The following is a 17,911-nucleotide window of genomic DNA, read 5'->3' as shown; positions in this document are numbered from 1 at the left end:
TCACGCAGAACTATCCGATTCTCGCAGGCAAGAGCCTGTCATTGCAAAAAGGTAATTCCCTGCACAAAGAAACTCTGCACACCAAAAGATATCTGGACTCAGCTTTACCTTCGCAAGGTCTGAAAAAAAATTTTAAGCATTTCAGCACACTCCTGCTCTCTGACACCGCCAACAACCTCGGGTTTATGCAACGTCTCAACCCGGTAAGGCAGACGCGGGCCATGCTCAACCCCGCCACCTTTGCTGTCATAGGCACCAAAAACGACCCGCCCGATTCTGAAGTGCGCCAAAGCGGCGGCACACATCGGGCAAGGTTCAAGTGTTACCACAAGTGTACAATCTGACAGCCTGCGACCGCCACGCTTTTGCACAGCTTCACGCATTGCCAGCATTTCAGCGTGAGCCGAAGGGTCATGCCAGGCTTCAACGCAATTACGCGCCTGCCCGATCACTGTACCATCAGCAGAAAAAACAACAGCACCAACAGGGACTTCGCCCGCGGCTGCGGCTTCATGCGCCAGCATAACAGCGCGCTCCATCGCATCAGCCGTAATATCTTTCGGCAAAATGTCTCCTTACGCCTGTTGCTGCCAGCGAGTATGGCTGTCAAATTATGACAACAATAAGGCAATATTTTCCTTGCATCTGCCTTGCTTCTTCTGTCATCCTGCTATGCAGATACCGTAACTCAATGTTGAGCTGATACCTGAGCATCCGGCCACTCTTACAGGCTGGAAACTGAGAATATCTGGCAAAACAAGCCGACCGTGAAAGGGGTCTTCCTCATGCATAGTCTTACTCTCGTTCTTACTGCAGCAGCTTTAGGCCTGAGCCTTTCTATTGCTCATGATACCAAAAAAGATCACTGGGTCAGTCCGATCACAACACGTTCTGTCAGTATTTTTCTCGCGGGAAACTAATTTCCTGTATCAGGGCTAATAACAGAATCTGCTACTCTGAAGCGGCGTAATATAAAGGCACTGTACGCCAGCTGAATAATGCGTGCTGCCACAGACACTGCAATAATATTGTCAGAGCTTCTGCTCCCGTAACATTATACCTGAGCATATCAGACAGGTTTTTGCATTGCCGTGTGCTATAAACCAGGGGTTACATCCCTTTTAAATCTACAAAAATACTTAAAGTATTCACCAGAATAAAAATTAATTTCGATATTAAAACAATAAAAGACCACATCACCAAAAATAAAATTGAGAACAATACTTATACAGATACAATAAAAATCTATTGCATCCCACAACAGAAACCAGCATATACCCCATCTTTTCACTGACCGCCGCATGGTCATGGAGTGTGGTTATGTCTGTTCAGACATCCGGGCAGTTACCCCGTCATACAATCGAACTCCCAACGCTGACTGGCGTAAGTGCTGTCTTTATGTGGAGCGCTACTGTTGGCCTGTATCGTGGCATTTCTGAAGCCTTTGGGGCTGTTGGTGGCTCAGCGCTGATCTTCACAGTCAGTGCTGTTATTGCTGTGCTCTGTACCGGCCCGTCTGCCTTTAGCGCACTCTCAAAACGCTATCTTATTATCGGCGGCGGACTGTTTATCACCTATGAAACAGCTCTTGCACTGGCCATTGGCTATGCCACGACCCGTCAGCAGGCCCTTGAAGTCGGCACGGTGAATTATCTGTGGCCTTCTTTTACAATCGCTCTGGCTGTATGGCTGGGCTACCAGCGCGCTGACTGGCGTATGATCCCGGGTCTGCTGCTCAGCCTTACAGGTATTCTGTGGGTGTCATCGGGTGACAGGGGCATTTCATTCACACATATCATTCATAATATCGGCACAAACCCGGTCGCTTACGGGCTGGCACTTATCGCAGCCACAGCCTGGCCAGTGTACACTATAATAACACGCGCCATATCTGAGGGTAAAAACGGCGTGCCTGTCTTTCTGACACTGACAGCCATCGTATTATGGATCAAATATTTCAGCACCAGCCAGCCGCCCCTGCATTTTAATTTTAACGGTGCCATTATGGTGCTTACCTTTGGTGTACTAACAACACTTGCCTACTCAGCCTGGAACTATGGCGTAATGCACGGCAACCTGACCCTTATGGCAACGGCATCTTACTTCTCACCAGTGCTTTCTGTACTCATGACAAGCCTGCTGCTGCACATGATGCCTGGTCATACTTTCTGGCTTGGTTCACTGCTGGTCACAGCAGGCTCTCTGATCTGCTGGCTTTCAACGCACCAGACTTCAGTTGTTGCCTGAAAAAGCTGAAAAACCTTAAAAAGAAGCATATTATCGGTTGTATAGAGAGTGCAAAACGTCTCTGATTCTGGCATATCTTTTCTATCATAATTTTTGATGATGATGTCCAGACGGCAGGAGCAGCACGGTGACAGAAGAAGAACGCGGAGAGCGCATTGCAAAATGGCTGAGCAGATCAGGTATTGCCAGCCGCCGCGATGCAGAACAGATTATCGCTCAGGGGCGCGTCAAACTAAACGGTCAACCGGTTACACACCCAGCCACTTTCGTCCGGAAACATGACCTGGTGCAACTCGATAATGCACCTGTTGCAGAACCAGAGCGCACACGCATGTGGCGCTACCACAAACCCGACGGGCTTATGACCACTCATAAAGACCCGGAAGGCCGCAAGACTGTTTTTGAGTCACTGCCTGAAGGTATGCCCCGCGTTATCAGCATTGGTCGCCTTGACCTCAACAGCGAAGGGCTGCTTTTGCTGACAAATGACGGTGAACTGGCACGTCGCCTCGAACTCCCCTCCAATGGGTGGATCAGACGCTACCGGGTACGGGTCTTTGGCGTGGTTGATGAGGCCCGGCTGGCACAGCTGGCAGAAGGCAGCGTCTTTGAAGGTGTCAAATATGGCCCCATTGATGCACAGCTCGATTCTAAAAAAGGCGATAATGCCTGGCTCACGGTCTCTCTGCGCGAAGGCAAAAATCGTGAAGTAAGAAAAGTCATGATGGGTCTTAACCTGCATGTCAGCCGCCTGATTCGCACAAATTACGGACCTTTTCAGCTTGGCACACTCCTGCGGGGAGAACTGGAAGAAGTGCAAAGCCGCATTATCCGTGACCAGCTTCCCGCTGCGCCGACAGCCAAACCTGCCACACGCAAATCACGTACAGGCAACTAAACGTGCGAATTATAGCAGGCATACGCAAAGGGCGGCAGCTGACAGCGCCAGCCGGCACAACCACCCGACCCACGGCAGACCGGGTCAGGCAGGCTTTGTTTGATATGCTGGTGCATGCGCCATGGGGTGGCGCCGGGTTACTCAGCGAAGCCTGTGTACTCGACGCTTTTGCCGGCACAGGTGCGCTTGCGCTTGAAGCCCTTTCACGCGGGGCAGCAAGCGCCTGTTTTTTCGAAACAGATCGTCCCGCACTGGCTGCACTACGTAAAAACATTGCTGACTGTAACTGGCAGGAGCGCTGCACCGTGCTGACAAAGGATGTCACCAGCCCGACAAAAGCAAGAAAACCCTGCTCTTTGCTTTTTATTGACCCACCCTACCGACAGGGGCTGCCAGCAAGCGCGCTTGCTGCTCTGTCAAAAGGCGGATGGATTGCTCCGGGAGCTATAGCTGTTATTGAAACAGCGGATAATGAACCTCTTCCGCTCACAGACCCTGCGCATCCTGCACCACAAAGCGAACCAGAACAGGTGACCTTCAACGGAACCCTGCTGGCAGAACGCAAACATGGGGCTGCCCGCCTCTCTGTCTGGCAGCTGTAATATCTGCCAGGGCGCAGGTCTTTCTCTTCTTCCACTCACCGTGAGGGGTAGAAGAAAAAGACGGAGTGCGCTACACGAGGCAGACATTTTTCTTTTTACAACTTCACGAGGTCACTGATGGCTGGCAGCGTCAATAAAGTTACTCTGGTTGGCAATCTGGGCAAAGACCCGGAAGTACGCACAAGCCAGAACGGCATGAAAATTGTGTCGTTTTCTCTGGCAACAAGTGACACATGGAATGATCGTCAGTCAGGTGAGCGACGTGAGCGTACCGAGTGGCACCGTGTTGTCATTTTCAACGAACGTCTGGCTGATGTTGCAGAGCGCTTTTTGCGCAAAGGTCGTAAAGTTTACCTTGAAGGCACCCTGCAAACCCGCAAATGGACCGGCCAGGACGGTCAGGAACGCTACACAACAGAGGTTGTAATTGAGCGTTTCCGTGGCGAACTGGTACTGATCGACAGCCGCGCAGGCGGTGATGATGATGACGGCTCATCTCAGGGCGGTGGTTACGGTTATGACCGTGGTGGTAACAGCGGCGGGTATTCAGCCCCACGCCAGAATAACCCGGCCCCACGCCAGAACACCCCTGCACAGGGTGGATGGGATGCCCCCGGCGGCAACAATGACCTGGATGATGAAATCCCGTTCTGATTCTCAGCTCTCTCTGTTCAGTATAACGCGCAGCTTTTTTCAAAGTACAGAACATGCCCCTTACAAAGTTGCAGCATTCACAGCTGCCTGCCTGGCTGACAACAGGGGGCACCCTGTGCATTATGATGCTGCCTTTGTTTATGTTCTACAGCCGCGCGCTAAGCGATATTACTGCCACCACACTTGGCTGTTTCTTTCTGCTGCACTGTGCAATTACCCGCCACTGGCGCTGGCTGCAAAGCCCATGGGTCACGCCGGCAGCGGCACTCTGTGTGCTGAGCCTGATTTCTTCTCTGCATGTTCATGAAAGAGGTGCTCTGGCTCAGGCCCTGTGTCTGCCACGCCTTTTTCTGATCACTGCAGCAGCGCAAAACTGGATCCTGACACAAAATAAACGGCGACTTGTGCTGGGTGGCATCCTGTTTGTTCTGGCACTCTGGCTCATAAGTCAGTGCTGGGAGCAGTATTTTACCGGCGTCAATCTGACCGGCTCGCACCCCTGGGTGGATGGTTCCCTCACCGGACCTTTTTACAAACCCCGTGCCAGCTTTATGTTTCTGATGCTGTTCTTCCCGGGCATTATGCCCGTTGTTATTACCTCTCTGCGCAGCAAAAAACCTTTACTATGGTGCTGCGGCCTCGGGCTGCTTCTACTCTCTGTGGTCACAATGATTCTGATAGGTCAGCGCATGGGCACCGTGCTGATGCTGTTCGGGCTGTTTTTGACCGCCCTGCTTATCAGGCAGTTCCGCTGGCCTTTCGTTATTACAGGCGTCTGTGCTGCTATTGTACTGGCTTTGCTTCCGGTTATCTCACCGGCAACATACGCAAAACTTGTCATAAAATTTTCTGACCAGCTCAGACATTTCTCAACAAGCGATTATGGACAGCTTTTTAAAAAAGCAACGATTATGACGCTGAATCATCCGGCTCTGGGTCTGGGGATGGATGGCTTTCGTCATTTTTGCCACGAAAGCATGCATTCCTCTTTTCCTAAAGCCTTTAACCTGCCAGCGCTTGAAAGCCCCGCAGGCGCAGGGTGCAATATTCACCCTCACAATTACTATCTGCAGGTTTCAACAACAGCTGGCCTTCCCGGTCTGCTGGCTTTCTGCCTCATGGTCGTGTGCTGGCTTAAAGCCGGTGCACGAGGTTTGCTAAGCACCCCTTATGCTCAGCATACTATGCTTTTCGTTGTATGCTGCGTCGTGCTCTGGCCTGTCACTTCAACAAGTGCCTTATTTACCTTCCCGACGGCCGGATGGATTTTTCTGTTTGCAGGGTGGATGATGGCCGCCAGCGCTGCATATCCTGGCTCTGCCGGTATTTCTGAGCGTACCACACGAGAAAAATATAATTAAAATATCGGAAACACCGAACTCTGGTACTGGCCTGAAATTACTTCTCCTGTGATCACAATTCACAGAAAAAATATATTTTTTAAATGAAAATTATAGAATGCGCTTGGCTTCCTGCGAGAGCGCCGCTATAAGCCGCGCATTCTTTCAGGGCAGCTACCTGTCATTGCAAAGGCTGACAATGATCACTCTACCTCATGACTACCGACCCTCTGAAGATGAGGAGTTCATGAACCCTCTTCAGACTGAATATTTCAGACAAAAACTCACCAGATGGCGCGCAGACCTTCTCAAGGAGGCCGGAGACACTCTTGCCAGCCTGTCTGAAGGCGGCATTCATGAAGCGGATATTACCGACCGCGCCAGTGTTGAAGCTGACCGTGCACTTGAGCTGCGTACGCGTGACAGAGCCCGCAAACTCATTGGTAAAATCAACCTTGCTCTGCAGCGCGTTGAAAATGGCAGCTATGGCTATTGCGAAGAAACAGGCGAACCGATTTCGCTCCGCCGTCTCGAAGCCCGCCCCATAGCGACCCTCTCAATTGAGGCGCAGGAGCAGCACGAACGCATGGAAAAAATACACCGCGACGATTAATTTCTGGTTTTTAGCGAAATTCAGGCTTGCGATAAGCAGCGCAAAACGCTAGAAACCGGCCAGAGCGCTGCTGTAGCTCAGTGGTAGAGCACTCCCTTGGTAAGGGAGAGGTCGCGAGTTCAATCCTCGCCAGCAGCACCAGGTCATTATTTACCAAAAAATTATAGTATTATGAAATTTTCCATAAATTTCTGAGATACCTGCTTCTGTTTCTGTAAAAAATTACATCCGTTTCTTTGCGGCAGACTATTACATACGCTCTGCACTACCTGAAAAATAAAAAATAAAATTATAATCAGCCCTGTATATCGCAAAATATTAGCCCCGAATATTTTTACATTCTGGCCCCCCCCGCTCTTATACGCTATAAGACAAAGTCTAAATTACTATGGTTGATTACCAATAATTTACTTAACGGGGTGTCGATGCGAATCTTACTAACAGGCGGATGCGGGTTTATCGGGTCAGCAGTTATTCGTCATATAATGCGTGCCACTCAGCACTCTGTTCTCAATGTTGACTGCATGACCTATGCAGCGTCAGCCGAAACAATAGAAAATGCGGCGTCAACCGGACGCTATGAGTTCGCTCAGGTCAATATTACCGACACCGCAGCGCTCAACACCCTGTTTGAAAAATTTCGTCCTGATGCTGTTATGCATCTGGCAGCAGAAAGCCATGTTGACCGTTCAATCGACGGGCCTGGCGTTTTTATTCAGACCAACGTCGTTGGCACATATTCTCTGCTTGAAGCCGCCAGAAAATACTGGTCTTCGCTCGATAAACAGGATCGCGAGACCTTCCGTTTTCATCATATTTCAACAGATGAAGTCTTTGGCGCACTCGAAGCAAACGATCCGCCCTTCACTGAAACAACCCCTTATGACCCACGCAGTCCCTACTCGGCCAGCAAAGCCTCCTCTGACCATCTGGTAAGAGCGTGGTATCATACCTACGGTCTGCCAACCTTTGTCTCAAATACGACAAATAACTACGGCATATGGCATTTCCCTGAAAAACTCATTCCACTGATCACCATCAATGCCTTTGAGGGCAAAGAGCTGCCGGTTTACGGCAAAGGTGACAATGTGCGTGACTGGCTGTTTGTCGAAGACCACGCCGAGGCCCTGGTCAAAGCCGTTGAAAAAGGCAAACCTGGCGAGACTTATGCTATCGGTGCCCGCCAGCCCCGCACGAACCTTGATGTTGTGACAACTATCTGTTCTGTGCTCGATGAGCTGGTACCAGATGCACAGGGTCCGCGTGAGCGGCTTATTCGCTACGTTAGTGACCGGCCCGGCCATGATTTCCGTTATGAAATTGACCCCTCCAACGCAGAACGCGCGCTCGGCTGGAAGGCAAAACACGACTTCGAAACGGGTATCCGCCTCACCATTGAATGGTATCTGAACAACAAAACCTGGTGGGAAGGTATTCGTGCCCGCCGCTATACAGGCAACCGCCTGGGGACTTCTGCATAATGACCACGAGTTCAGTAAAGCCTATGAAAGGCATTCTTCTCGCCGGGGGGTCAGGCACACGCCTGCACCCCATGACACTGGCTGCCAGCAAGCAGCTGCTGCCGGTTTATGACAAACCTATGGTCTATTACCCCCTGTCTACGCTGATGCTGGCCGGGATCCGGGATATTATGATCATCAGCACACCGGCTGATCTTCCGCAGTTTAAACGCCTGCTGGGTGATGGATCCCAGTATGGTGTGCGCTTTGAATATCGCGTTCAGCCCTCACCTGATGGCATTCCTCAGGCCTTCCTGATTGCTGAAGACTGGATTGATGGTGCTCCATGCGCTCTGGCGCTCGGTGACAACCTGATTTTTGCCGATCATCTCAGCCTGTCTCTGCAGCACGCTGCAAAACGCTCAAGCGGTGCCACCGTTTTTGCTTACCAGGTTCGGGATCCTGAACGATATGGTGTGGTCAGCTTTAATGAGCAGGGTAAAGCCCTGACAGTTGTTGAAAAACCAACGGACCCTGCTTCGAACTGGGCTATTACCGGCCTCTATTTCTATGATCACCGGGTGGTCGACTTTGCAAAAAAAGTCAAACCTTCTCCGCGTGGCGAACTCGAAATTACCGATCTCAACCGTCTCTACCTTGACGAAGGCACACTACAGGTTGAACGTCTTGGCCGCGGCTGTGCGTGGCTTGATGCCGGTCTGCCTGACAGCCTGATGGAAGCCGGGCAGTTTGTTCACACCATTCAGGCCCGCCAGGGTATGCTGGTTGGCTCCCCCGGGGAGGTAGCCTATCGTATGGGTTACATTAACGCAGACCAGCTGCGGGCACATGCGCAGCGTATGATTAAAACAGAGCTGGGCCGGCTTCTCATGCAACTGGCAGACACAGTCCCGGATCAATCCTGATAACTCGCGCCCTTACATATCTTTTTAACAGGACCTTGAGTGTATGAAAGCCGAACGTCTCGCTATTCCTGATGTTATCCTTGTCACACCACCACGCTTTGGTGATAACCGGGGTTTCTTCTCAGAAACATACAACATCAACCACATGAAAAATGCAGGCATCACGCAGCCCTTCGTGCAGGATAATCAGAGTCTGTCACGCCAGAAGGGTGTTATTCGCGGCCTTCATTGCCAGCTTGCTCCACACGAACAGGGTAAGCTGGTACGCTGCACCAAAGGTGCAATATGGGATGTCGCGGTTGATGCCCGTGTTGGCTCGCCAACTTATGGCAAATGGGTCAGTGCTGAACTCTCTGAAGAAAACTGGTCTCAGCTCTGGGTTCCACCAGGCTTTCTGCATGGCTTCTGCACACTGACTGAAGATGCTGAAGTGCAGTATAAATGTACAGGCCTGTATGACAAAGCTTCTGAGCGCGCCGTTATCTGGAACAGCGCTGAACTGGCTATCGACTGGCCTGTCAAAGCAGAAGATGCCGTTTTGTCAGAAAAAGACCTTCTGGCACCTGAGTTTTCAGCCGCTAAGGGCTGGTTTCATATCTGAGGAGTAATCTGGTGGATATTCTGCTGCAAAACGGTGGCCCCATTCTGGTAACGGGTGGTACCGGCCAGCTGGCCACATCTCTGGTTAATCTCGGTGGGTCACGTATCCACCGTACAGGCCGCCCTGACTTTGACTTTGACCACCCGGAAACGCTCGCCAGCACGCTCGAACGCGTTAAGCCTGTTGCTGTGGTTAATGCTGCAGCCTGGACAGCTGTTGACCTGGCTGAGAGTGAAAGTGAAGCCGCAGCCCGTGCCAACACCAGCGGCCCGGCAGAACTTGCACGCCTGTGTGCCGAGCGGAATATTCCACTAATACACGTTTCAACTGATTACGTTTTCTCAGGTGAAAAAGGCCAGCCTTACACCGAGTCTGACCCTGTTTCTCCTCAGACAGTCTATGGCAGCACTAAAGCCGAAGGCGAAAAGCTGGCTTTAGCAGCCAACCCGAAAACTCTTATTTTTCGCACCTCATGGGTTTACTCAGCTCATGGCAAAAACTTTGTGCGCACCATGATCAATGCCGGCGCTAAAAACCCGGCTCTGAAAGTTGTCGGCGACCAGAAAGGAAACCCGACCAGTTCTGATGATCTGGCAGGCGCTATTCTGGCAACACTCGCTGTTATTGAAAAAGATGGCTGGAAAGATGAATTTGCAGGCATTTATCATGTATGCGGTACGGGTGACACAACGTGGCACGGCCTTGCTGTAGCAACATTGCAGGAAGCTGCACACTACGGTCAGAAAAACCCGGAAGTTACCGCTATTCGCACTGAGGACTGGCCAACTCCTGCCAAAAGACCAGCTGATTCCCGAATGGATAACAGTAAATTAGAGCAAGTATTCGGTATCAAAATGCCTCACTGGGAAAAAAGTATTAAACAAATTGTAAAGAAAATTTTTGCACAATAGCGCCAACGCTGTAAAAGGAGGGCGTAACACGACCCTGTGATGAGGTCTGTGTTATCCCATCCAACAGAAAAAAACAGAGGTTTGTACGTGCAGAAAATGCGTCAGGGTAATGACACAGAGTTCTTTTCTGCGCGACCAGACCCTTCAGATATTATTTTTATCCTGCTCTCCGTTTATAATGGCGAGCAGTATCTGAAAGAGCAGCTTGCCTCGCTCGAAAACCAGTCCTGCACATCATGGGTATTGTTATGGCGCGATGATGGCTCAACAGATGCCACCCGCCAGCTGATGGAAAATTTCACACTTAAGCATGGCCCCGAACGCTGCGTTCTTCTGTCGCAGGATAACGGTAAGCATATTGGCATATGCAATTCCTATACGATGCTTTTATCGGCAGTTCCTTCTGGTGCCTATATCGCCTTCTGCGATCAGGACGATATCTGGCTGCCTGAAAAACTTGCAACCGGCCTGAAGGCACTGAAAAACACCCGGAAAGACAGGCCCGCACTCTATTGTTGTCGCCAGATTCTGACAGACAGCCATCTGCGCTACACGGGTCTCTCTCCCGCCTTGCCACAACATCCCCGCTTTCTCTCTGCGATGACACAAAATATTGCCACAGGCTGCAGCATCATGCTCTCACCTGCTGCCTGTACATTGCTTAAGGCTGCAAGTCCGCCTTTCTCACACATTCTGCATGACTGGTGGGCTTATCTGCTCACCAGTGCTGCCGGTGGCGTCATTATAACCGATAACCAGCCTCATCTGCTCTATCGTCAGCACAGCAGCAACGCAGTTGGTGCACCGGCCTTATTTTTTAAAAGAGCACTGGCAGCAATCAAACGCGGACCAAACGTGTTCATGAGGATTTTTCACAGCAATACAGAAGCACTTCTGAGGCACAAACACTTTGTTACGGCAAAAAACACTGCCAGCCTTCAGGCCCTCCGGAAAAGCCTGCGCCCTGGACTGAGAGGGATACTGGCCCGATTCTCTGTATTATGTCGCATGAGCGGGCTACGACGCCATACTCTGCCTGAGCACCTCATATTTTGTTTGTGGTTTTTAATTGGCCCCCATAAAAAACTGCCTAAAAAGAGATAATAAAGGTCCTTAGACCTTATCTGACACATCGCTTCACGATACACTTGCCTCTCACTGGTCAGTAACCCTGCCATATCACTGACCTTGTTTTTCAGATTTATTCAGAGACAGGATTCAGCCCCTTGGTGCGAGTAAGCCCTCCCCATTCATCCGACTACGCTGTTTCACCCTATAAAAGTCCCCTGCGCATGCGCCTTGAAGAAGCCGGGGGGATAGTTTTGTGCCTTCTCGCCTGCGCCCTGCTCATTGCGCTGGTGTCTTATAATCCTGATGATCCGTCCCTGAACACAGCAACCGGCCAGGCACCCACCAACCTGCTCGGGCTGCCCGGAGCTATATTTTCAGATACCCTGCTGCAAAGTGTCGGTCTTGCAGCCATTCTTCCGGCTTTTATTCTTATGGCCTGGGGCTGGCGCTTTATGAGCCACAGACTGATTGGCCATGAAACACTGCCTGTTTTTGGTTTCAGAGTAGCTGCCTTTCTCTGCCTGCTACCCGTTGGCGGCGCCCTCTTCTCCTCCATTCCCCTCCTCTTTACAGCTCTGCCCACTCCCGCATGGCCTGCCAGGGCTGGCATCGGTGGAGGCATCGGGCTTTCTATCGCTCAGGCTTCACTCTCAGCCGGCACGGCGGCAATCGGCCCTGCCGGCGGCATGGTGATCTGGCTGCTGGGCCTGTTACTGGCCGGGCTGCTACTGGCGCTTGCTACAGGATTGCGCCGCCAGGAATGGATGGCCCTCTGGCGCGGTTTTGTCATGGTCAGCCGCGTCCCTGGTAAACTGGCAACCCGCTTTGTTCGCTATTATGCCAGCCGCAAACACCAGAGCGACATAACAGCACACGGTACACACGATGAGTATGTGAGGGATGAAGAGCAGCCATTTCAGAAAAGCAGCCATGTCAGTCATGAATTATTTGAAGACGAATTTTATGACGATGAGCTGACAGAAACACACTCTGAAGAGCCCCCCCCTGGCACGCCTCACCATCATCATGAGCAGGAACCTGAAACACACCAGGCCGAATCCTTCAGACCTGCTGAACCACCTCCGCCCGCCGTGCAGCCAGCTCCTGCTCCGGCCCCGGTCAGACCTCAGGTTGCTGACACAGCACAGAATAAATCTGGCCTGCTGGGGCGCCTGTTTGCAGGTAAAGAAGGTACCGGAAGCCAGGGAGCCGCACTTGCACCCAACAGAAAAGGCGGCTGGGAGCTCCCCCCTCTTAACCTGATTAAGCCGGCACCACCCAAAGGACAGCTTGGTCCTTCGCAGGAAATGCTTACAGCTAATGCCCGCCTGCTTGAGCAGGTTCTGGCCGATTACGGTGTGCAGGGCACTATTGTCGGCATGAGTGCCGGGCCGGTCGTGACACTCTATGAGCTTGAACCTGCTGCAGGTATCCGTTCAGCCAGGGTTATCGGACTGGCAGATGACGTCGCTCGCTCGCTCTCTGTGCTGAGTGTACGTATTGCCACTGTGCCCGGACGCAACGTGATTGGTATTGAGGTACCAAACCAGAAACGTGAAACCGTTTATCTCTCTGAACTGCTAACCCAGCCAGGCTGGCAGAAAGACCCCGCTCATCTTTCACTGGCACTGGGCAAAGATATTGCCGGTGACCCGGTATTCAGTGACCTGGCCCGCATGCCTCATCTGCTCGTTGCGGGTACTACCGGGTCTGGTAAATCAGTGGGGATCAACACCATGATCCTGTCTCTGCTTTACCGTATGTCGCCAGATGAATGCCGTATGATCATGATAGACCCGAAAGTACTTGAGCTTTCGATCTACGATGGCATTCCACACCTGCTGACACCTGTTGTGACTGAACCGGCTAAAGCAGTAAACGCCCTGAAATGGGTTGTGCGGGAGATGGACCGCCGTTACCGGACAATGGCGCATATGCAGGTCCGTAATATTGCGGGCTATAACGAACGTGCAGCAGCAGCCCGCGCTGATGGCGAAATTGTTGTCAGACGTGTGCAGACAGGTTTTGATCCCGAAACCGGCACACCTGTGTTTGAAGAGCAGTCTATGACGCTCGACGCGATGCCCTACATCGTGGTCATTATTGACGAGATGGCTGATCTGATGATGACAGCCGGTAAAGAGATTGATGTTTGTGTGCAACGACTGGCGCAAAAAGCCCGTGCGGCTGGTATTCACGTCATCATGGCCACACAGCGCCCGTCAGTTGATGTGATTACCGGCACTATTAAAGCCAACTTCCCAACCCGTATTTCCTTTCAGGTCATCAGCAAATTTGACAGCCGGACTATCCTGGGAGAACAGGGGGCCGAGCAGCTTCTGGGCCAGGGTGATATGCTGTTTATGCAGGGTGGTGGGCGCATTACACGTGTGCACGGCCCCTTTGTTGCAGATAGTGAAGTAGAACAGGTGGTCAACTTCCTTAAAGAACAGGGAGAACCAGTTTATGATGATGATGTGCTGACCGAAGCAGCTGAAGAAACAACTACCGGCTCATCAGGTCGCTCAGGCGGCAACAGTGATGGCGGAGAGTCCGACCTGTACGACGAAGCGGTATCAATCGTCACCCGTGAAGGCAAAGCCTCGACATCTTTTGTGCAACGCCATTTATCTATTGGTTATAACCGCGCAGCTAAACTGATTGAACAAATGGAACGGGAAAAAATCATCAGCCCGGCTGACCATGTTGGCCGCCGCAAAGTGCTGATAGGGGCGCATCGCGACGAATGATGTCTCAGTCTTTTTCTCTTTTTCCGCTGGATATTCTGTATAACGATCAGCGGATTGTTATCATCAACAAGCCGGCAGGTATTCCTGTACATAGCAATGTAGCGGGTACTATCAGCATAGAAAGCTGCTTTCCTGCGCTTTCAAAACGCAGGGATGGCCCCTGGCTTGCTCACCGGCTTGATACCGACACATCAGGCTGTCTGGCTATCGCGCTGCGTAAGCAACCCTTGATTGCTATGCAGGAAGCCTTTGCTAACAAAACTGCATTAAAAACATACTGGGCTGTGGTTCAGGGGCACCCTGAAGGAGAATCAGGCGCGATCTCTCTGCCTTTGCTCAAACAAAATGACCGCCATAAAGGCTGGCGCATAATCACTGACCCGAAAGGAAGCCCGGCGACAACCTCCTGGCGCGTTCTCGGACGTAGTGACACACTGACCTGGCTTGAACTGACGCTGCACACCGGTCGCACACACCAGGCGCGGGTGCACTGTGCTGCAATGGGCTGGCCAATTGCGGGTGACAACCTTTATGGTACAGAACACAAACACGGACTGCACCTTCTGGCGCAGAGCCTTGTTTTACCATTCACACCGCGCATTGCAGTTACAGCACCACCCAGGGCAGCGATGCAGCCCGCCCTCGTTCAATGTGGCTGGAAAGAAGAAACATAAATATTTTTTCTTTGTCATAAATATACAGAGCGTAAAGATAAACAGACATCAGCCAGAAGCCGGTGTTCTGAGCGCAGCATCGTCTCAAAACATGCATGCAACCTCCTGATTTAAAATATATAATTCTCTCAGAAACCCCTGGGCATCACGGTCAGGTTATTCTGTAATAAACTGCCCCTGCGCCACGATAACACGGCGCGGCGGCCATTCTTACAAACACAAATATATTAGTCTCTGATGCGGAATGTTATACGCGACCTTAAAGACGCCACTTTTTGTCCCGAGGAAAGCATTCTCTTACAACTTTTGGTAAACATCAGAGCTTAACCAGACAGCCACTCCTCCCCCCACCGGATAGAATATCGATGAGAGAACAAAACTGGGCTGTCGTAATTCCTTACTTCAATGAAGAAGACTGCCTCGAACAATGTATGTCCTGTCTGCTTCACCAGACAAAAAGACCCAGTCAGATTATCCTGGTCAATAATGCCTCAACTGACCGCTCCCCTCTTCTGACCAGAGAATTCAAAGAGCGATTTGGTCATTTGTTCGAAATAGTGCTTATTGATGAACCAAAACCTGGCAAAATACATGCTCTTGTCACAGGTACTGCACTGGTACGCACAGATTATTTCGCCACCTGGGATGCAGACACATATTATCCACCTGACTACCTGACAAAAGCACATACAGGATATCAGGGCAGAAAAGGTTCATGTGTCGCTGCTGTCATGGCAACGAACATTAAAGGCCCGCTCTCATCATTTAAAAGCCTGTTTCGCATTTTTAAAATACAAACTCTGGCCACTCTCTTCTCTTCTGAATGCCATGCCGGAGGATATGCCGAAACATTTCGTACAGCCTTGTTTCGCAAAGTTGGGGGATTCGACCCTGTACGATGGCCCTATGTTCTCGAAGACCATGAAATTGTTGAATGTTTACTAAAAGTAGGCCGCGTACGCTACCCCATCGGATTCTGGTGCCTGACATCACCCCGTCGTGCTGATCGCTGCCGGGTAACATGGACAAAAACAGATAAAATTTTATATCGCTACACACCATTTTTTATGAAAAAATGGTTCTTCTATACTTATCTGTGGTCTCGCTTTGAACAAAAAGGTTTATTCTTTCATCGCCTGCGTGAACAGCCATGGAAAACAAATAAAAAAAGTTCATAGCGCTCAACAAAAGGTATTTGTAAATACTTCTATTCTTTTTAGTTTAAAAAGTCAGCGAATCTCAGGCTCAGTACCTGTTAATTCCCTGAACTGAGCGAGAGCTTGTAATTCACAGGCTTGCCGATGGAGGTGAGGCTGTGAGTGACGTATTATTGCTGTCTGAACGCCAGATGGAGCGGATTGAGCCGTTTTTCCTCTGGCGCACGGCGTGCGTGGTCGTGGCGCTCTCATGACGTATCTGTCCCATAATGCTTCCTTCCACTCTCGTGAAAATATCACACCATCAAACTCCGGGACTAAACACCTAAGCCTTTATCATACACTGAGCAATATGAACTGGCATCATGTTTGCTTCACGATACTTATAACATTAATTTAGCAGCTAGACTTTTGAAAAAATTAATTCTTTATGATTATCCAGATTGTGATACTAGGCATCTAACAGATGAACAATTTATTCTTGCTGGATCTAGATACAATAGAGGTACTGAAAGAAAGAAACAGGACTTTATAGATTCTATACATGCCGATAAATCTAATGTAAAACTAAGACCTTATACATCTTATGGTAAACATTTAATAATGCACAGAACTCATGTGACGCAACTACTAAATTTACATTAAAAAATGATAAAAAATATAATTTTTATATTTATATATATTATATATGTTGTTTTTATTGTGGCTGCATCAGTTCATGATAAAGAACAAATGGTAAGTGATGGTTCTGTAGAAAGCTTATGTTACTTATACGATAAAAGTGATATTATATAATCACTACATATTTGCATGTCTTTTTATTTTTTATTTTTTTTAATATTTATAAAGTTTATGAATAAATACATATTTATTATGTTTGTATTAATGCTACTACTTATTATTTATAGATTTTATATACGTTTTCACTTTTTTTGCCATTAATATTATTTACTTTCAAAAACCTGGTTCTCCTGGTCGATAAGGTCGGTATTCAGGAGCCTCCTGTTTCTTTTTTTAGCGTCTACTCTTTGTTTTTGAATGATTTTTTGTTCTTCCTCCCGCTCATAACTACGGTGATCGATACGGGACTGATGATGTCTCCTGGACAGAGCGCCATTGCATTGTCTCGTCCACAAGGCACGTAAGCTTTCTATCTCTGCCCCCCGTTTTGGCTGCATCCAGTATACTGGTTTTTTTGCCTAATCCATGCGCCTCAGCCTCGCATGTCGTTGTGAGAATACGAGCATGGTAATTTCGCTCATCTCCTCCTTCATCAGGGGCATGCAAAGCAACATCAGCAACAACCCCTTAACGCTCAACGACAGAAGAGGCAAAAATCCGTGCAAGCTCTGCTCTGTCTCTGGCATTCAGTTCAGCAGGAAGAGCAATCACATATTCACGGGCTGTGACTGGATTTGAACGTTTTTCAGACCGCTCCGCCTCGTGCCATAAAGTCGAACGATCTGAGGCCAACTCACAGCCTGAAGGAGTGATGATAAAACTATCACCTACTCCTGCCCGCTTTGAGTAATTATGCTGACGTCCATCACGTTCATTCGTCAGCATATCATTTCCTGCCCGATAAGTCGCAGCCGCTACAGCACTTCTCCCGATACTACGCGATACAGTTTTAACGGAAAAACGAAAAATCGCCACGGATCAGGCTTTCTGTCAGAAGAATATAAGATGAGTTTATCAGCACAGCATGCAAAGTCGAAGACTTTGCATAAATACGCTCTTAGTAATGAGGATATTTTATAAGCTTTCATTCACAAGAGCTGTTAAAGTAACCTTCTTCAAACCGGGGTTTTTCCTGTAACAGAACCAACAAAACAATAGCAGATCGTCAGAAAATTATTCTGGGTGCAACATTAATAGAAACCGCGCAGTATGAAGAGCGTTTTTCCTTTATGATTGAAACGCTCTGAAAGCGCCTTGAACGCCCCCAGGATATTAAAGCATTTTAGAAAAAAATTGCTTTGTGGTTCCCCGACCTGACGCAAAACC

19 protein-coding genes and 1 tRNA gene are annotated in these 17,911 nt (G+C 49.7%); 16 read left to right on the top strand and 4 right to left on the bottom strand.

The annotated features are described in order from the left end of the window. Nucleotides 1-104: 104 nt before the first annotated feature. The gene (locus GOB58_RS02580) at nt 105-539 is read right to left on the bottom strand and encodes a nucleoside deaminase (RefSeq protein ID WP_173559279.1); all 435 of its coding nucleotides are present in this window, start codon (nt 537-539) and stop codon (nt 105-107) included. Nucleotides 540-785: 246 nt separating this feature from the next. On the opposite strand from GOB58_RS02580, the gene GOB58_RS13190 reads away from it, so the two are divergent. The 16 genes from GOB58_RS13190 to GOB58_RS02505 all read left to right on the top strand — a co-directional run bounded on the left by GOB58_RS13190 (nt 786) and on the right by GOB58_RS02505 (nt 15,925). Further along, a complete protein-coding gene (locus GOB58_RS13190; protein ID WP_255375959.1) occupies nt 786-920 on the top strand; it encodes a hypothetical protein in 135 nt (44 codons plus the stop codon). Nucleotides 921-1,320: 400 nt separating this feature from the next. Further along, nucleotides 1,321-2,247 carry an aromatic amino acid DMT transporter YddG gene (yddG, locus tag GOB58_RS02575; RefSeq protein ID WP_086635959.1) on the top strand — a complete coding sequence of 309 codons (927 nt, stop codon included), beginning with the start codon at nt 1,321-1,323 and terminating at the stop codon, nt 2,245-2,247. Nucleotides 2,248-2,374: 127 nt separating this feature from the next. Beyond that, entirely contained in the window at nt 2,375-3,145 is a 771-nt protein-coding gene (locus GOB58_RS02570) for a pseudouridine synthase (RefSeq protein ID WP_173559235.1), read from the top strand. Nucleotides 3,146-3,147: 2 nt separating this feature from the next. Beyond that, nucleotides 3,148-3,747 carry a 16S rRNA (guanine(966)-N(2))-methyltransferase RsmD gene (rsmD, locus tag GOB58_RS02565; RefSeq protein WP_173559234.1) on the top strand — a complete coding sequence of 200 codons (600 nt, stop codon included), beginning with the start codon at nt 3,148-3,150 and terminating at the stop codon, nt 3,745-3,747. Nucleotides 3,748-3,864: 117 nt separating this feature from the next. Then, on the top strand, nt 3,865-4,401 hold the full coding sequence (ssb, locus tag GOB58_RS02560) for a single-stranded DNA-binding protein (protein WP_086553844.1): 537 nt from the start codon (nt 3,865-3,867) through the stop codon (nt 4,399-4,401). Nucleotides 4,402-4,454: 53 nt separating this feature from the next. After that, nucleotides 4,455-5,762 (top strand): O-antigen ligase family protein, encoded by a 1,308-nt coding sequence (locus GOB58_RS02555; RefSeq protein ID WP_173559233.1) that lies wholly within the window; start codon nt 4,455-4,457, stop codon nt 5,760-5,762. Between the two features lie 178 nt (nt 5,763-5,940). Then, nucleotides 5,941-6,354, top strand: coding sequence for an RNA polymerase-binding protein DksA (dksA, locus tag GOB58_RS02550; RefSeq protein WP_086553842.1), 414 nt, complete (start codon nt 5,941-5,943; stop codon nt 6,352-6,354). 66 nt (nt 6,355-6,420) lie between these two features. Beyond that, a tRNA-Thr gene (locus tag GOB58_RS02545) sits at nt 6,421-6,495 on the top strand. A gap of 284 nt (nt 6,496-6,779) precedes the next feature. Continuing rightward, nucleotides 6,780-7,835, top strand: a complete 1,056-nt coding sequence (gene rfbB, locus GOB58_RS02540; protein ID WP_173559232.1) for a dTDP-glucose 4,6-dehydratase — start codon at nt 6,780-6,782, stop codon at nt 7,833-7,835. A gap of 23 nt (nt 7,836-7,858) precedes the next feature. Continuing rightward, nucleotides 7,859-8,740, top strand: coding sequence for a glucose-1-phosphate thymidylyltransferase RfbA (gene rfbA, locus GOB58_RS02535; RefSeq protein ID WP_173559278.1), 882 nt, complete (start codon nt 7,859-7,861; stop codon nt 8,738-8,740). 43 nt (nt 8,741-8,783) lie between these two features. Further along, on the top strand, nt 8,784-9,341 hold the full coding sequence (gene rfbC, locus GOB58_RS02530) for a dTDP-4-dehydrorhamnose 3,5-epimerase (protein WP_086635943.1): 558 nt from the start codon (nt 8,784-8,786) through the stop codon (nt 9,339-9,341). Nucleotides 9,342-9,352: 11 nt separating this feature from the next. Further along, a complete protein-coding gene (gene rfbD, locus GOB58_RS02525; RefSeq protein WP_173559231.1) occupies nt 9,353-10,252 on the top strand; it encodes a dTDP-4-dehydrorhamnose reductase in 900 nt (299 codons plus the stop codon). A gap of 96 nt (nt 10,253-10,348) precedes the next feature. Then, on the top strand, nt 10,349-11,356 hold the full coding sequence (locus GOB58_RS02520; protein WP_173559277.1) for a glycosyltransferase family 2 protein: 1,008 nt from the start codon (nt 10,349-10,351) through the stop codon (nt 11,354-11,356). Between the two features lie 122 nt (nt 11,357-11,478). Beyond that, entirely contained in the window at nt 11,479-14,073 is a 2,595-nt protein-coding gene (locus GOB58_RS02515) for an FtsK/SpoIIIE family DNA translocase (protein WP_173559230.1), read from the top strand. Continuing rightward, on the top strand, nt 14,070-14,747 hold the full coding sequence (locus GOB58_RS02510) for an RluA family pseudouridine synthase (RefSeq protein ID WP_173559229.1): 678 nt from the start codon (nt 14,070-14,072) through the stop codon (nt 14,745-14,747). Before GOB58_RS02515 ends, GOB58_RS02510 begins: the two co-directional genes overlap by 4 nt. A gap of 365 nt (nt 14,748-15,112) precedes the next feature. Continuing rightward, a complete protein-coding gene (locus GOB58_RS02505) occupies nt 15,113-15,925 on the top strand; it encodes a glycosyltransferase family 2 protein (protein WP_173559228.1) in 813 nt (270 codons plus the stop codon). A gap of 109 nt (nt 15,926-16,034) precedes the next feature. On the opposite strand, the gene GOB58_RS02500 is transcribed toward GOB58_RS02505, so the two are convergent. The 3 genes from GOB58_RS02500 to GOB58_RS13030 all read right to left on the bottom strand — a co-directional run bounded on the left by GOB58_RS02500 (nt 16,035) and on the right by GOB58_RS13030 (nt 17,560). Then, on the bottom strand, nt 16,035-16,172 hold the full coding sequence (locus tag GOB58_RS02500) for a hypothetical protein (RefSeq protein WP_173558961.1): 138 nt from the start codon (nt 16,170-16,172) through the stop codon (nt 16,035-16,037). Nucleotides 16,173-16,848: 676 nt separating this feature from the next. Continuing rightward, entirely contained in the window at nt 16,849-17,082 is a 234-nt protein-coding gene (locus GOB58_RS13320; RefSeq protein WP_242005188.1) for a MobA/MobL family protein, read from the bottom strand. 130 nt (nt 17,083-17,212) lie between these two features. Next, the gene (locus GOB58_RS13030; RefSeq protein WP_265792825.1) at nt 17,213-17,560 is read right to left on the bottom strand and encodes a MobA/MobL family protein; all 348 of its coding nucleotides are present in this window, start codon (nt 17,558-17,560) and stop codon (nt 17,213-17,215) included. Nucleotides 17,561-17,911 lie beyond the last annotated feature (351 nt).

It is taken from the genome of Acetobacter thailandicus (genome assembly GCF_011516655.1).
GTDB classification, from domain to species: Bacteria; Pseudomonadota; Alphaproteobacteria; order Acetobacterales; family Acetobacteraceae; genus Acetobacter; species Acetobacter thailandicus.
This window is presented reverse-complemented; position numbering and strand designations above follow the sequence as displayed.

Bases quoted from the DNA above. Each gene is read 5' to 3' on its own strand.
- GOB58_RS02580 (WP_173559279.1), bottom strand. From the start codon at position 539: ATGGAGCGCGCTGTTATGCTGGCGCATGAAGCCGCAGCCGCGGGCGAA.
- GOB58_RS13190 (WP_255375959.1), top strand. From the start codon at position 786: ATGCATAGTCTTACTCTCGTTCTTACTGCAGCAGCTTTAGGCCTGAGC.
- yddG (WP_086635959.1), top strand. From the start codon at position 1,321: ATGTCTGTTCAGACATCCGGGCAGTTACCCCGTCATACAATCGAACTC.
- ssb (WP_086553844.1), top strand. From the start codon at position 3,865: ATGGCTGGCAGCGTCAATAAAGTTACTCTGGTTGGCAATCTGGGCAAA.
- GOB58_RS02555 (WP_173559233.1), top strand. From the start codon at position 4,455: ATGCCCCTTACAAAGTTGCAGCATTCACAGCTGCCTGCCTGGCTGACA.
- dksA (WP_086553842.1), top strand. From the start codon at position 5,941: ATGATCACTCTACCTCATGACTACCGACCCTCTGAAGATGAGGAGTTC.
- rfbB (WP_173559232.1), top strand. From the start codon at position 6,780: ATGCGAATCTTACTAACAGGCGGATGCGGGTTTATCGGGTCAGCAGTT.
- rfbA (WP_173559278.1), top strand. From the start codon at position 7,859: ATGAAAGGCATTCTTCTCGCCGGGGGGTCAGGCACACGCCTGCACCCC.
- rfbC (WP_086635943.1), top strand. From the start codon at position 8,784: ATGAAAGCCGAACGTCTCGCTATTCCTGATGTTATCCTTGTCACACCA.
- GOB58_RS02520 (WP_173559277.1), top strand. From the start codon at position 10,349: ATGCGTCAGGGTAATGACACAGAGTTCTTTTCTGCGCGACCAGACCCT.
- GOB58_RS02510 (WP_173559229.1), top strand. From the start codon at position 14,070: ATGATGTCTCAGTCTTTTTCTCTTTTTCCGCTGGATATTCTGTATAAC.
- GOB58_RS02505 (WP_173559228.1), top strand. From the start codon at position 15,113: ATGAGAGAACAAAACTGGGCTGTCGTAATTCCTTACTTCAATGAAGAA.
- GOB58_RS02500 (WP_173558961.1), bottom strand. From the start codon at position 16,172: ATGGGACAGATACGTCATGAGAGCGCCACGACCACGCACGCCGTGCGC.
- GOB58_RS13320 (WP_242005188.1), bottom strand. From the start codon at position 17,082: ATGCAGCCAAAACGGGGGGCAGAGATAGAAAGCTTACGTGCCTTGTGG.